This window comes from Agrilactobacillus fermenti (assembly GCF_021030645.1).
Taxonomy (GTDB): Bacteria; Bacillota; Bacilli; order Lactobacillales; family Lactobacillaceae; genus Agrilactobacillus; species Agrilactobacillus fermenti.
This window is the reverse complement of sequence record NZ_JACGCJ010000022.1, coordinates 1-14,016: the sequence shown is the minus strand read 5'-3', so window position 1 is coordinate 14,016 and position 14,016 is coordinate 1. Positions and strand designations below refer to the sequence as shown.

Here is a 14,016-nt window from a genome sequence, read left to right as displayed (position 1 = left end):
TTTAACTGACCCAGATCTGGTAAAGAAAATGTTTCAAAAGAAAATGGCAGTATTTAAAATATCATTTGGTTTAGGGAGGTCAGTATGACAAAAAATTTAACGCTTCGTAATCGTGTATTTATTGGTATTATGTTATTTGGTATGTTCTTTGGTGCGGGTAATTTGATTTTTCCCGTATTCATGGGACAGCAAGCAGGTAAAAATGTCATTCCAGCAATCATTGGTTTTTTGGTCACAGGCATTGGGCTGCCCTTACTAGGGGTGGCTGCGATTGGAATTAGCCGCAGTGAAGGGGTTTTTGATTTAGCTCAAAAGGTCAGTCGACCCTATGCGTATGTATTTACCATTTTGCTGTATTTAATTATTGGGCCATTCTTTGCGTTACCACGATTGGCAACAACTTCGTATCAAATTGGGATTGCCCCGTTTGTTGCTAAAGGCCAGCAAAGCTTAGCACTATTGATTTTTAGCATTCTGTTTTTTGGGTTAACTTGGTGGTTTTGTCGTAAACCGACCAAAATCATGACCTACGTGGGTAAGTTTTTGACACCTTTATTTTTGATCTTTTTAGTGATTTTCTTAGTTGTCGCATTAGTTCGACCAATGGGCGGTTTTAACCATTTAGCTCAAGGAAGTTATCGAGTGCAACCTTTCGTCAGTGGCTTTACAGAAGGGTATAATACGATGGATGCTTTAGCTGCTCTGGCTTTTGGAATTACGGTGGTCAACGCGATTCGCCAACTGGGTGTTACGGATCCTAAAGTTATTGCCAAAGATACATTAACTTCAGGTGTATTTAGTATTATTTTAATGGGAATTTTATATACCTTATTAACCTTATTAGGCACAATGAGTTTGGGACAGTTTAAACCGGCGGCAAATGGTGGCGTTATTCTAGCCCAGACGGCCCATTATTATTTTCGAGAAATGGGCAGTGCCCTCTTGGCAGCGATTGTCATTCTAGCTTGTTTGAAAACAGCTATTGGCTTGATTACTTCTTTTGGGGAGACTTTTACAGAACTCTTTCCCAAGTGGGCTTACGGCGTGGTCGTACTAGTGGCAAGTATCTTGCCGATGATCTTTGCTAATGTCGGTTTAACAAAAATGATTGCTTATTCTTTACCAGTACTATTTTTCATTTATCCATTAGCTATTATGCTAATTTTAGCTGGTATTCTAGCGCCACTATTAAAGGTAGAACAAACTTGGTTTTATCGTTTGCCGATTATTTTTGTCGTCATTCCGGCTATTTTGGATGGTTTACAAAATGCCCCTAAAGTCTGGACGCAAGCGTTATTTGTTCAGCAATTGTTACACCTGCGAGGCAGTTTGCCTTTCTCAGAAGTGGGTCTTTCCTGGGTCATTCCGGGACTGATCGGATTGATTTTAGGGTATTTACTTGGCTGGCATTTACAACGACGAGCGTGAGACAAAGGGGATTGCCTTTTAGCACACAGGTAAAATAAAATTGGACACAAATAAATAGAGGCGAGCGAAAACAAAACGTTAGTTTTGTCTCACTCGCCTCTATTTATGAATCAACACTTTATTTTTCTTCTGCTTCGACACTAGTTTCCGGCTTGATGAATTGTTTAAAGTTCACAACAATTCGATGATTCAACTCTTCAACGTTTAGTTGATCTGCCTGAGAGTTATAATCCGTGATCGTGAGTAAAGCTGAGTTTTCATAGACCTTATCCACATGACCAACGAAAGGTGCTTCCATATCTTCTTTAACTTGGCATTGATAAGAATTACCAACGGAAATTTCTTCTTTTTTCATGTATATCACCTAAAACGCTTTCCTAAGATTACTCTAATATAATATTTTTTTATAGTAAATGCAATATCTTTTATCATATTACGATTTTTATCAATTAATACAACTATTAATAATATAATATAAACCCATATTGATTAAAGGGGTGCATTAAAGCCATTGCAATATTTTTATGGCGGGACTAACATAATAATTGGAATAATTAAAGAGGTGTAAAGATGGCAAAAAAATTTGTGGAAATAGACAATTTGACTCCAGATGCCCAAATGACAGCTGTAAAAAAGTTTGCGAATTTTTATTTACAGCTGCAAAAAGATGAAAATTTAGATGTTGTCTCTGAAATGGATAAAAAAGATGTGATCACATCCATCAACTTATTTATCTTTGATAATATCAGCTTTACGCACGATGAATTATTGAACCGTTTGGTTGAAAATCGGCAGCCAGAGTTTGTCACTTTGATCGCACAAACTGGACAAAAATTCTCAGAAGACGGTCAAGCGGCTGAACAAACTTGGCCGCAATGGTTAGCTGATCGTGAAAAAGGCATTGATACCAAAGAGGCCCTATCCTAACATGAGCGGTACTTTTATTCAAGGATAACTTTTGATTCGTGTCGTGCAAAATGAGCAACGGTTAGTTGATTCGCCAGCTGACTATTTATAAAATACGCCATACGCATGATATTAAACGCAGAAAACCCTAGTCGCTAGATTTAAATCTAAGAGCTGAGGTTTTTGTTTGATTTGGGACATATTCTAAATGGAATTATTGTGTGTCAATAATTGTTTAAGGTAGCGCGCAGTAATACTTTTAGGCGCTTTAACAAAATCGGCTCGAGGACCAGCATAAAGAATTTGTCCGCCAGCTGCCCCGCCTTTAGGCCCCAAGTCAAGGTTGTAATCAGCGTTGGCAATAATATCCAAGTCATGCTCGATGACGATGATCGTGGCACCATCAGCCAAAAGGGCATCGAAAACCTTGATCAAGGTTTGAATATCTTGAGGGTGCAGGCCGACAGAAGGTTCATCAAAAACATATAGTGTGTCTTTTTGAATGCGGCCCATTTGCGTCACCAGTTTTAAGCGCTGCGCCTCGCCACCGGAGAGAATGGGAGTGCTTTCGCCTAAAGTCAGGTAACCTAAGCCCATAGCAGCTAATGTCTGTAGAGTCGTGTAGATAGCTGGTTCATGTTGAAAAAATGGTAAAGCTTCAGTGACAGACAATGCTAGGATATCAGCTATCGAGTAGCCTTGCCATTTAACGGCTAAAATATCAGGATTGTAGCGTTTGCCGTGGCAAGCAGGGCATATTTGCTGAATTTCAGGCAAATACTGAATATCTAAATCAATGGTGCCCGTACCACCGCAAGTTGGGCAAGCACCATATTTTAAGTTATAAGAAAAATAGCTAGCGGTATATTGGCGCTGCTGTGCCAGGTCTGTTTGGGCAAAGATTTGACGTACGTGGTCTAAAATACCCGAGTACGTCGCGACGGTTGAGCGATTTGTTTTACCAATGGGTGTTGAGTCGATCATCTGCACATGGCGAATGTAATCATTGGTTAATTTAGCCACATGAGTTGGTAAAGGCTGCTGTTTGGTCTGGGCAAGAATTGCCGGTACTAGGGAATTAAGAATCAACGTGGTCTTACCTGCACCAGAAAAACCGGAAACAACAGATAGACGATTCAAGGGAAAGTCTACAGTTAGATGATCTAGGTTAAACTTATGCTTGATTTGAATGCCAAGTTTGCCGTGTGCAAATAAATCACCCTTTGTTTGGGGATGGCTTAAAATATTTGCTCGCCCACTTAGATAAGGGCCAATTAAAGATTTTGGGCTGGCCATAATTGCTTTTGGGGTACCTTGATCAATGACACGTCCGCCTTCACGGCCAGCACCAGGGCCAATTTCAATAATGTAGTCACTGGCCGCTATGATTGCTGGATCATGTTCAACCACGATCAAAGAATTACCTAAAGCAACTAAACGTTTAAAGATTTGAATCAGACCGGTAACGTTGTCTGGATGTAAGCCCACGGATGGTTCGTCTAGGACATATAGAATACCTGTCGTTTCATTCTGTAGTGTCTTAGTCAGTTGGATCCGCTGTAATTCACCGGTGGATAAAGTTTGGCCGGCGCGATCTAAGGTAAGATAATCGAGTCCCAGATCTACCAGTGGCTGTAAGGTATGGGTCAATTCTGTCTGTAATCGTTTGACAAGCAGCTGCATGTTATCTGGAAAATAGTGCGTCAAGTCTTGGCTAAAGTTTAAAAGTTGAGCAATGGTGAATTGGCTGACTTGAGCAATATTTTTGCCAGCTAATAAACTCGTCAATAATTTAGGGGCAAAACGAGTGCCGTGGCAGTCGGGGCAAATACCAAAATTGTAAAATTTATCTAACCGTTTCAAAGTTCGTTCATTGTGTGTGTTCTTAGCCGTGTCCGTTACCGCATCGTAGGCATTTTCGTACAAAGCGTGGTCCATATTAAAAACACGGCCAGTTGCTGTAGGAATAGAAATTTTGTATTGTTTCTTGGCCCCGTGGAGAACGATATTTTTTTCCGCTGGGGTTAGTTCTTTATAGGGCACGTTGATTCGAACGCCGATTTGTTCAGCCACATAGGGCATAAAATTACGGCCAGGTAAGCGCCAGGAAGCAACTGCACCATCCAAAATTGTTTTGTCGGGATCATCGATTAATGTTGTGGGATCGATTTGGCGAATGCGACCAAGGCCGCCGCAAGTCGGGCAAGCACCTGCAGCATTGAAGGCAAAATCTTCGGCTGAAGGAACTGAGAAGCGGACGCCACAGGTCGGACAAGTGATACGGCCCATTTCAGCACCTGCCACAGCCATGGCTTGAGCCACACCAATATTGGCTGGAACCTGGTGCCCATTCGGACATTGGTGCGAAGCCAAGCGGGAGAACATCAAGCGCAGGACGTTCAAGCCTTCAGTCATGGTACCGACAGTAGAACGAATGTTGGGTACCGAAGGCCGCTGCCGGAGCGCAATCGCCGCGGGCAGATATTTAATGTCTTGGACTTGTGAACTAGCTGCTTGCGTGATCCGCCGCCGGGTATAGGTAGATAACGCTTCTAAGTAGCGTCGTGACCCTTCAGCATATAGAGTGCCTAGGGCTAGTGAAGATTTGCCAGAACCAGACAGTCCAGAAATAGCTACAAAACGATGTAAGGGAATCTTTAAATCAATATGTTTTAAATTATGAATATGAGCATCTTTGACTTCAATGTTTTGTGGTAGTTCAGTTGACACGTTTCTGACCTCCGATAAATATGAAAAATTAGAGAATTATTAAAAATGATATAGCATTTATTCATAATTTGCGTTATGATAATGGAAATCATTAAGAAGGAGCGATGCAATATGGTCGTAAAAGCATCTGATATTGATTGGAACAACTTAGGATTTAACTATATGCAATTACCTTACCGCTATTTAGCCTATTATCGCAATGGTAAATGGGAAAAAGGCGAATTAACAGAGGATCCTTATCTACATTTACATGAAGGCTCACCAATTTTACATTATGGTCAAGGTGCCTTTGAGGGTTTGAAGGCTTACCGGACAAAAGATGGTTCGGTTCAATTATTCAGACCAGACCGTAATGCCAAACGGCTGCAAAACTCAGCTGACCGGCTCTTAATGCCAGAATATCCAGTTGAAGATTTTGTGAATGCTGTTAAAGAAGTTGTTAAAGCAAATGAAGATTATGTCCCACCATATGGGACAGGTGCCACATTATACATAAGACCATTATTGATTGGTGTCGGCCCAAATATCGGGGTCAAACCAGCTGATGAATATATTTTTAGTATTTTTGTAATGCCTGTTGGCCCATACTTTAAGGGTGGCTTAGTGCCAACTAAGTTCGTTGTTTTGGATTATGACCGTGCCGCCCATAAAGGCACTGGTCAAAGTAAAGTTGGTGGGAACTACGCCGCTAGTTTACTAGCTGGTGACTGGGCACATAAACATGGCTATAGTGATGCCATCTACTTGGATCCAATTGAACATAAATATATTGAAGAGGTTGGCTCGGCAAACTTCTTTGGGATCACTAAAGATGGCAAAAAATTCTTAACACCAAAATCACCATCGATTTTACCAAGTATCACTAAGTATTCATTACTTGATCTTGCTAAGGATCGTTTAGGGTTAGAGACTGAAGAAACTAAAATTTCAATTGATAACTTGGATGAATTCTCTGAAGCTGGTGCTTGTGGGACTGCAGCTGTTATCTCACCAATCGCTGGAATTCAATATGGCGATAACTATCATGTCTTTTATAGTGAAACTGAAGTTGGACCAGTCACTAAGAAGTTATATGATGAATTAACCGGCATCCAATTTGGTGATGTTGAAGCACCAAAAGGCTGGATCGTTAAAGTCGATTAGTTGTGATTATCGCGTGAAACCAGCGCTTTTGGTACGCGGTTAAAATTAGATTATCAATAAGTAAGAGAGCGAGATAAAACTAACGTTTTGTTTTCGCTCTCTATTTATTTGCGTACAGTTTTATTTTAAACGTATTCTAAAAGGCAGTACCTTTTGTCACACTCTTTTTTGTTGTCGAAAATTAAAATGGTGGTATATTATAAGTGAGTGTTCACTCACTAAAATAGAAATGTTAATGAGAAATGAGGTCATGTAAATGGTACCTATAATTTCGGCAACTGCAGTGACACAAATTTATGGTCAACAAGTGATTTTAAAGGATATTAATTTACAAATTGCGCCAGGTAAAATCGTAGCATTAATTGGCCCTAGCGGTGCCGGCAAAACCACATTGGTTCGCGCAATCATGGGCATGATAACACCAAAAGCGGGGCGGATAACGGTTTTAAATCAGAAAATGCCCAATCGTCAGGTGTTAGGACAAATTGGGTATATGGCGCAAACCGACGCTTTATATGAAACTTTAACAGCCCGGGAAAATCTGCAATTTTTTGGGAAATTACAAGGTCTAAAGCAACAGCAATTGAATCAAAAAATCGCACAAGCGGTGGCAGTTGTTAATTTGTCAGCTGATTTGAACAAACAAGTCAAAGTTTTTTCAGGCGGCATGAAGCGGCGGCTATCATTAGCTATTGCACTGGTTGCGCAGCCGCAACTACTGATTCTAGATGAACCTACCGTAGGAATCGATCCAGAATTGCGGCAGCAGATTTGGCGGGCATTACACCAATTAGCCCAAGCTGGTAAAACGATTTTATTAACGACTCATGTGATGTCAGATGCTGCCCAAGCTGATCAGATTTTAATGATTCGGGCAGGCAAGATGATTGCGCAAGGCACAGTGCAAGCTTTAGAACATAAATATCAAGTAACTGATCTGGAAGCTGTCTTTTTAGCCGCAGGGAGGGCTCAAGATGCGCATATTAGCAATGATTAGACGGGTATTATTGGAAATGGTACGTGACAAGCGGACATTGGCCTTGATGTTTTTAGCCCCGTTATTAATATTGACGTTAATGTATTTTTTGTTTCAATCCAGCACAACTGAAAAAGCAAATCTAGCTGTTAAAAATGTGGATAGCAGCTTAATTCAAGCGCTGAATCAGACGCATGTCAAAATACATCGCGTCACTAGTAATGACAGTACGAAAAAAATAATTCGTAATCATAATTATGATGGGTTATTGGAACAAAAAAATCATAAACTAACCCTAACGTTGGCCAATGTAACTCAGACTAAGACTGGGATGATCAGACAAAGTTTGCAAGCAGCTCAGGTAAAACTGCGATTACAGACTGCTGGTCAAACAATTAGCAGACAGCAGGTGATTTTAAAACAACTGCAACTAATGTTAGGGACAAGGACACCCCGGGATAAAACAGCTCAGCAACGCATGGTACCTGCTAGTTATCAGTTATCAACGCATTATTTATACGGGAGCAGTGATTCAACTTATTTCAATACCTTGCTGCCAATTATGATTGGTTTTGTGGTTTTCTTCTTTGTCTTTTTAATTTCAGGCGTAGCCATGTTAAAAGAACGAACATCAGGAACGCTTTATCGTTTATTGGCGACACCGATCCGCAAAATAGAGATCCTGATGGGCTATTTGATTGGCTATGGATTATTTGCATTGATTCAAACGTTGTTGGTCGTGGTGTACAGTATTTTTGTTTTCAAAATTCAGATTTTGGGTAGTATTTGGGCGGTCTTATTAGTCAATATGTTAACAGCCATCGTTGCTCTGGCATTGGGCTTGCTTGTTTCCACCTTTGCCACTTCTGAATTTCAAATGGTCCAATTCATTCCCATTGTGGTGATCCCCCAGATTTTCTTCTCAGGTTTGATTCCAATCGATCAAATGGCGCGTTGGTTACAGCCGGTGGCTAAAGTGATGCCCATCTATTATAGTGCGCAAGCGGTGCGGGATATTATCCAAAAAGGGGCTAACTTGGTAAATATTATGCCCGAGGTTATAATTTTATTGGTATTTACCGGCATATTCTTAGCGCTGAATTTATTAGTATTTAGACGTTATCGTCAAGTTTAGGTGGTTTGTGGTGTATGACATTAAAGAATATTGATCAATTATTTCAAGCAAGCTTAGCACAATCAGATTTATCAGCAAAACAAAAAGCCGTTCTACAAGCAAGCTTGATGCTGTTTGCTGAGAAAGGCTTTGAACGGACCACGACGCGTGATATTGCAACGCTGGCACAGGTTTCTGAGGGGACTGTTTATAAACAATTTAAGACTAAGCAACAAATTTTGGATGCCATCTTACAGCCCTTTATCACGCAGGTTTTTCCGCAAGCTGCGAATGAATTTATTGCTGAGCTCACAGCAAGACCAGTTACCTCATTACACGCGTTTATCCAATTTATTGTCTATGATCGGATCAACTTTGGCTTGACCAATCAAAAGCAGCTAAAAGTTTTAGTCCAGCAGCTTTTGGATAATGGTCGCCTGTTGGCCGAATTAGGGCGGGTATTTGATAAGGTTTTACAAGGACCAGTCAAGTCGATTTTAGATCAACTACAACGCCAGGGTGAGTTAGTCAACTGGTCCCATGCGCGTATCTTTCGTCATATCATCAGTACTGTCCTGGGATATGTCCTTCCAATAATCATTTTACCTATCGCTGATCCTGACGTGGAGAAAATCACGGCAGAAGCGACTGAATTTTTATATGCTGGTCTGCATCAAAAGAAGGCATGAAAAAAGCGGTCGCGCATAAGGTTTACTCTGGGTCTGTGATATGGTCTACAAAAATATAGGTTGCGGCACTGGTGCCAATTTGAATTAACCGGTCATCGTTAACTTTGACTTCAATGGGGCCGCCTAGTGGTAATTGCCGGACAAAGGTCAGTTTGTCGCCTAAATTGAGTTTCAATTCATAAAAATAGGTTAAAAACTCGTGATTATCAATGACGCGATCCACCTCACCTGATTGTCCAGGAGCTAAAGTTGCTAAGGTGACCATTGATTCATTGGCTTCATCGCAATTATCGGGAATGATGCTGCCATGTGGGCAACGTTTAGGATAGTCCAAAAACCGATTTAAGCGATCGACAAGATCTTCATTTGTCGCATGCTCTAAAGTATCGGCAGCGTGATGAACCTCCAAAGGGGAATACCCCAACTTATCCACTAAGAAAACTTCCCAAATGCGGTGTCTCTTAACCATTGTTCGGGCAGTTTCACGGCCAGATTCGGTTAAAGTTATTTCATTGTAAGGACTGTGTTCCACTAAGCCGTCCTTGCTCAGAGCCGTGATCATTTCACTGACAGAGGGGGCGCTGACACCCATGATATCGGCAATATTTTTGTTATTTATTTTACGATGGTCATATTGTAGTTCAAAAATAGTTTTAAGATAATTTTCTTTATTCGGTGACATGTTGTTTCCTTTCGGACGTTAGGCTAAAGATAAACGTTCAAGTAGAGATATTATAAACTTATTTGATGGATTTTTGAAGTAGAAAACATTACACTTAGACTTATGTAACGATAATGAACGAGGTGAAACAAATGGAATTAACGCTCATTCGACATGGCGTGACTGAATATAATGAACACGCTTTAATTCAAGGAGGCGGTTCAGACACGCCTTTAAATGCCCTTGGTCGGCAGCAGGCACGACAATTAGCGACTGTTTTTGATGCGCGTATCTATGACTATATTGTTGTTAGTCCGATGAAACGAACTTTGGAAACGGCTCAGATATTATTGGGTGCTCAAAATCAATATACAATGGATGAACGCTTACAAGAAACAAATTTTGGTGATTGGGAGGGTCAGTCCATCACTGCGTTGCAGCAGCAATATCCAGGGTGTTTTGATGAAACTGGTCTGATATTGCCAGACTATGCAGCTATTGCTCATGGGGAAACGTTCCAAGCTGTGCGGGAACGCACGCGGGCTATTACTGCAGCAACTTTAAAAGACTACCCTAACGGCAAAATATTATTTATTTGTCATGGTTCAGTGATTCGCGCGTTAACGGCTGAAATGATGCATTTAGCTGAAGTCGAACAACTAGACCAAGTAGCTAATTTGGGATTGGTTCGGCTAAAGATCCAAGCGGAATATCCTAATAACGTTCGATTACTTTTTTATAGTCGGACCTACAAAGATTATTAAAAAAGACTTGTCAGCAAACTCATTTTTCGTTATACTATTTTTTGCTGATGAATTGCCACTTTAGCTCAGCAGGTAGAGCATCACCATGGTAAGGTGGGGGTCGCCGGTTCAAATCCGGCAAGTGGCTTAGTAAATTTGTATACCAACCATTTGGTAGTTGGGAGGCTGCGGCAGGTTTTCTGTCCGTCAGCCTTTTTTCTTTTAGGCAATTGAACATTTTTTGTGTAAAATGGGGGTATATTTTAAAAATTAGGAGCCCATTATGAAACTTCTCGGCAAACGGCACTTCATTGTTGCTTTTTTACTGCTCGTCCTTTATGGTTTACTGATTTATTTTGAACGTGCGATCATTCTAAACTCTAACGCGACGCCGGACTTTCTATTGCTTTTGTACTTAGTAGCAGGTTTGATTTTAGCAGTTTTAGCGGTGACATTTTATCGCAGTTCCTTTGATCGGACGCGGCCAAAGACCTTTACCACGCGCTTCCTTGGTAATCCACAATTTTACATAACACTTTTATTTTTAGTTTTGGTTGTGATGATTCAAATTATAACCGCTTGGCTGCAAACCAAGGCACTCGTACCCGCTTTTGGGTTACAAAAGCAAGTATCTCAATTAACGGGGTTAGAGATTTGGTCTTTCCGACTGTTTTATGTGGTGTTGATACCATTGATCCAACAGCCTTTATTGAATAGTGTGGCTTTTTCAGAGCTTTTCCATTCCGGTAGAACCGGTGCGAATTGGCTCGCATTATTTTTGGTTGCCCTGTTGACAGCTTGTTATAGCGGTCAAAGTTTGGGTCTATTATTTGCTTTACAATTTATCTTAGGTTTATGTTATAGCAGTTCATTTTTAGCGACGAAGAATTTAGTGGCGCCGACGTTGATTCAAATCATCAGCCACCTCGTGTTTGTCATTCTTTATGCTTAGATGGAATATAAAAAGCGGCTTTGAACCAGAACAATTTGTGCTATGTTCTGGCTCGAAGCCGCTTTTTTTGTAACAATGAAATGTTAGGCCTTGGCTGTCACCGGGTCGATGTCATGCCAATGAAATAAGTTAGCATCAAGTGTTTTGATAATTGGACTTGGAACGTCAATGCCAATGAGCTCTAAATTATGCATGGCCCGAGAAGCCAACGTATATAAAATATCCCGGTCGCCTGAATGACCATAAGTTTTGGCAGAAATATCATAACCAATCACGGCATCAAACTCTAAGCCTTTAGCTAAATAAATGGGAATGATCAAGATACCATGAGGAATACTACGATCGCGATCGGTCATGAGGGTGACATCATGATCCGTTTTTAGGGTGGCAAATAAATGATTAGCTGCTTGTTCTGTCTTAGTTAAAATGGCTACTGTTGGCTGATCAACCAACAGCTTACTTGCTAATTGAATCACTTTTTGGGTGGCCGTCGCTTGATCTGGACAGAGATAGTAGTTAGGTTTGTGGCCGTCTCTAGAGAAAGCTTGAATTTGATCGCCATCAGGCAGCATGGCTTTGGCAAAATCTGTAATCGGCTTGGTGGATCGGTAGCTCTTCAATAAAGTGAATAAAGCTAGACGATCATGGGGGAAAATTGTTTCGATCGTGTGAATAAAATCGCTAGGATTGTAATCCGCTGTGAATACATCTTGCGCACTGTCGCCCAGGAGGGTAAGTTTTGCCCGCGGAAAGGCATGCTTCAAATAAATTAATTGTGCGGGTGCATAATCTTGCATTTCATCCACAAATAGGTATTGCATACTATGGTTTTGACCACTACCAGTTAGCAGATCACGTAAATACAAAATCGGCGCAGCATCCTCTAAATGGATTTTATGGGCTTCAATATCATTTTGAACTTGCGTGACCATGGTTTGCCAAACGGTTGGCGCAATGTTTTCTGGTCGCGCCGTAGCTAAAAAGTGGCCGTACTCAGCATAAAGGTCCATAAAGTAGTCATTATAAAGGGCGTCATAGATGACTTCATAACGTTTACGGACCAGTGCTCGGGCGACATAGTTGATTTCTTCATCACCCGAGCGGAAATGTTTGCCAGCTACCAAGTCTTGATATTGATAATCATCTAATAGACTAACAGCCTCTTGGACATCGTCTGCTTTGGCATCGGTACGAATGTGGCGCTTCAAGCGTTTGATCAAGGTGTTTTTTGTCTGTAGAAATTTGTCACGCGGTAACATTAGTTTTGGCAGGTCTAAATAGATTGCTTGGATCTCGGCTTTGGTGAAGAAGGGCTTGCCGTTATAGTAAACACTACTAAAAGCCAGGCTGCGTTCGTCTGTTTGTTTGACATAAGTTTTAATGGCGACCATAAAGTCAGGGCTTTCCTTATAGCGGCGAATCTCTTGCGCAAGCTCTGGTAATGACTGCTGGTCCTTTTCAAAACGGTCAAATAATGTTTCCACGGCTAAGCCGGAAAAACGTTGATCTAAAAATTCAGCTAACGTGACTTGCCGCATATTTTTTTCGCCTAAACTTGGCAGAACTTCAGAAATATAATTGGAAAATAAGCGATTGGGGGAGAACAAAATGATTTGATCGGCATTCAATTGGCTGCGCGAATGATAAAGTAGGTAAGCAATTCGTTGCAAAATCGCTGATGTTTTACCACTGCCAGCTACGCCTTGCACCACAAGTAGATCGGCGTTGGTGTTACGGATAATGTCGTTTTGTTCCTTTTGAATCGTAGCGACAATGTTGCGCATGTGTTCATCATTTTGCTGCCCCAAAACAGATTGTAAAATTTCATCGCCCACAGTTTCATTCGTATCAAACATATTTTGAATTTGACCATGTTCGATCAAAAATTGACGTTTTTTCTCTAGATCAACTTGCTGACGGCCCACAGGTGTGTCGTAAGTCACGGGACCAAGCGTACCATTGTAGTAAATACTAGAAATCGGCGCTCGCCAGTCATAAATTAAAAAGTTGTCATCTTCATCCTGCAGCGTTGCCGTGCCGATGTATAAGGTGTCTTTTTCGCCATCTTCATCAATATCGATGCGGCCAAAATAAGGTGAATCAGATAAAGCTTCATATAAAGCTGCTTGATTTTGTAGAATTTTTTCGGTTTCAACGGCACTAGCAACCAAGTCTTTTTGCTGTTGGACAGCAGCGTTGGTTTCCATTTGATCATCAACTTCAGTTACGTTGACCTTAGTGTTGTCACCATAGTTTAGTTCGATCTTATGGGTTTCTTTATGGGCTAGATCTAGTTGTGCTTTTGTTTCAGCCAACTGCTTTTTGATCTGAGTGCGCACGTGGTTTACCCGATTTTGTTCTTGAGTACGCTCACTTTTTTCCACGTCTGTCGTTGAAAGATCGTGCTGTTGTGTTTCTAGTTCTTTCATTCAGTGACCTCCTTATGATGTCCGAATGAGTGACGCTATTTTGCGTGATTTTCCGATAGCACTTCAAAGGGTAACTGTCTCATGCGCTAAACGCGTTCATGAAGCTAACTTTGTCACCTAACCCTAATTGTTTGTTGAAGCTGGCGCTTCATCGGCACAATTTGTGTTAATGTTCCAAAGCTAACCAGCTTCATTCACGCTCTGTATTAAACGCGTTCATGAAGCTAACTTTGTCACCTTAACCC

Annotated in this window: 12 protein-coding genes and 1 tRNA gene; 9 read left to right on the top strand and 4 right to left on the bottom strand. The window is 41.0% G+C overall.

Annotated elements, in window-relative coordinates:
* Positions 1 to 84 precede the first annotated feature (84 nt).
* Positions 85 to 1,428 (top strand): branched-chain amino acid transport system II carrier protein, encoded by a 1,344-nt coding sequence (brnQ, locus tag FHQ08_RS08760; protein ID WP_230914033.1) that lies wholly within the window; start codon positions 85 to 87, stop codon positions 1,426 to 1,428.
* A gap of 118 nt (positions 1,429 to 1,546) precedes the next feature.
* On the opposite strand, the gene FHQ08_RS08755 is transcribed toward brnQ, so the two are convergent.
* Positions 1,547 to 1,783, bottom strand: a complete 237-nt coding sequence (locus tag FHQ08_RS08755) for a DUF2187 domain-containing protein (RefSeq protein WP_230914032.1) — start codon at positions 1,781 to 1,783, stop codon at positions 1,547 to 1,549.
* Positions 1,784 to 1,998: 215 nt separating this feature from the next.
* Here FHQ08_RS08755 and FHQ08_RS08750 point away from each other — a divergent pair, with 215 nt between their 5' ends.
* Positions 1,999 to 2,355, top strand: coding sequence for a hypothetical protein (locus FHQ08_RS08750; protein WP_230914031.1), 357 nt, complete (start codon positions 1,999 to 2,001; stop codon positions 2,353 to 2,355).
* 183 nt (positions 2,356 to 2,538) lie between these two features.
* On the opposite strand, the gene FHQ08_RS08745 is transcribed toward FHQ08_RS08750, so the two are convergent.
* On the bottom strand, positions 2,539 to 5,064 hold the full coding sequence (locus tag FHQ08_RS08745; protein ID WP_230914030.1) for an excinuclease ABC subunit UvrA: 2,526 nt from the start codon (positions 5,062 to 5,064) through the stop codon (positions 2,539 to 2,541).
* A 111-nt stretch (positions 5,065 to 5,175) separates the two neighbouring features.
* On the opposite strand from FHQ08_RS08745, the gene FHQ08_RS08740 reads away from it, so the two are divergent.
* The 4 genes from FHQ08_RS08740 to FHQ08_RS08725 all read left to right on the top strand — a co-directional run bounded on the left by FHQ08_RS08740 (position 5,176) and on the right by FHQ08_RS08725 (position 8,986).
* The gene (locus FHQ08_RS08740; RefSeq protein ID WP_230914029.1) at positions 5,176 to 6,207 is read left to right on the top strand and encodes a branched-chain amino acid aminotransferase; all 1,032 of its coding nucleotides are present in this window, start codon (positions 5,176 to 5,178) and stop codon (positions 6,205 to 6,207) included.
* A 256-nt stretch (positions 6,208 to 6,463) separates the two neighbouring features.
* Positions 6,464 to 7,204 (top strand): heme ABC exporter ATP-binding protein CcmA, encoded by a 741-nt coding sequence (ccmA, locus tag FHQ08_RS08735; protein WP_230914028.1) that lies wholly within the window; start codon positions 6,464 to 6,466, stop codon positions 7,202 to 7,204.
* The gene (locus tag FHQ08_RS08730; protein ID WP_230914027.1) at positions 7,182 to 8,318 is read left to right on the top strand and encodes an ABC transporter permease; all 1,137 of its coding nucleotides are present in this window, start codon (positions 7,182 to 7,184) and stop codon (positions 8,316 to 8,318) included. Before ccmA ends, FHQ08_RS08730 begins: the two co-directional genes overlap by 23 nt.
* 14 nt (positions 8,319 to 8,332) lie before the next feature.
* Positions 8,333 to 8,986: a TetR/AcrR family transcriptional regulator gene (locus FHQ08_RS08725; protein WP_230914026.1), complete on the top strand. Its 654-nt coding sequence runs from the start codon at positions 8,333 to 8,335 to the stop codon at positions 8,984 to 8,986.
* Between the two features lie 22 nt (positions 8,987 to 9,008).
* Here FHQ08_RS08725 and FHQ08_RS08720 read toward each other — a convergent pair whose 3' ends face one another.
* Positions 9,009 to 9,668, bottom strand: a complete 660-nt coding sequence (locus FHQ08_RS08720; RefSeq protein WP_230914025.1) for a metal-dependent transcriptional regulator — start codon at positions 9,666 to 9,668, stop codon at positions 9,009 to 9,011.
* 131 nt (positions 9,669 to 9,799) lie between these two features.
* Between FHQ08_RS08720 and FHQ08_RS08715 the strand changes: the two genes are divergently transcribed.
* The 3 genes from FHQ08_RS08715 (at position 9,800) to FHQ08_RS08705 (ending at position 11,342) form a co-directional block, all read left to right on the top strand.
* Positions 9,800 to 10,411 (top strand): histidine phosphatase family protein, encoded by a 612-nt coding sequence (locus tag FHQ08_RS08715; protein ID WP_230914024.1) that lies wholly within the window; start codon positions 9,800 to 9,802, stop codon positions 10,409 to 10,411.
* 54 nt (positions 10,412 to 10,465) lie between these two features.
* Positions 10,466 to 10,538, top strand: a tRNA-Thr gene (locus FHQ08_RS08710).
* Between the two features lie 135 nt (positions 10,539 to 10,673).
* Positions 10,674 to 11,342 (top strand): hypothetical protein, encoded by a 669-nt coding sequence (locus FHQ08_RS08705; protein ID WP_230914023.1) that lies wholly within the window; start codon positions 10,674 to 10,676, stop codon positions 11,340 to 11,342.
* Between the two features lie 83 nt (positions 11,343 to 11,425).
* Here the strand turns inward: FHQ08_RS08705 and helD are convergent, their stop codons facing one another.
* Positions 11,426 to 13,726 (bottom strand): RNA polymerase recycling motor HelD, encoded by a 2,301-nt coding sequence (gene helD, locus FHQ08_RS08700; protein WP_230914061.1) that lies wholly within the window; start codon positions 13,724 to 13,726, stop codon positions 11,426 to 11,428.
* Positions 13,727 to 14,016 lie beyond the last annotated feature (290 nt).

Excerpts from the sequence above, each read along its gene's own strand:
- brnQ (WP_230914033.1), top strand. The coding sequence starts at position 85 with ATGACAAAAAATTTAACGCTTCGTAATCGTGTATTTATTGGTATTATG.
- FHQ08_RS08755 (WP_230914032.1), bottom strand. The coding sequence starts at position 1,783 with ATGAAAAAAGAAGAAATTTCCGTTGGTAATTCTTATCAATGCCAAGTT.
- FHQ08_RS08750 (WP_230914031.1), top strand. The coding sequence starts at position 1,999 with ATGGCAAAAAAATTTGTGGAAATAGACAATTTGACTCCAGATGCCCAA.
- FHQ08_RS08740 (WP_230914029.1), top strand. The coding sequence starts at position 5,176 with ATGGTCGTAAAAGCATCTGATATTGATTGGAACAACTTAGGATTTAAC.
- ccmA (WP_230914028.1), top strand. The coding sequence starts at position 6,464 with ATGGTACCTATAATTTCGGCAACTGCAGTGACACAAATTTATGGTCAA.
- FHQ08_RS08730 (WP_230914027.1), top strand. The coding sequence starts at position 7,182 with ATGCGCATATTAGCAATGATTAGACGGGTATTATTGGAAATGGTACGT.
- FHQ08_RS08725 (WP_230914026.1), top strand. The coding sequence starts at position 8,333 with ATGACATTAAAGAATATTGATCAATTATTTCAAGCAAGCTTAGCACAA.
- FHQ08_RS08720 (WP_230914025.1), bottom strand. The coding sequence starts at position 9,668 with ATGTCACCGAATAAAGAAAATTATCTTAAAACTATTTTTGAACTACAA.
- FHQ08_RS08715 (WP_230914024.1), top strand. The coding sequence starts at position 9,800 with ATGGAATTAACGCTCATTCGACATGGCGTGACTGAATATAATGAACAC.
- FHQ08_RS08705 (WP_230914023.1), top strand. The coding sequence starts at position 10,674 with ATGAAACTTCTCGGCAAACGGCACTTCATTGTTGCTTTTTTACTGCTC.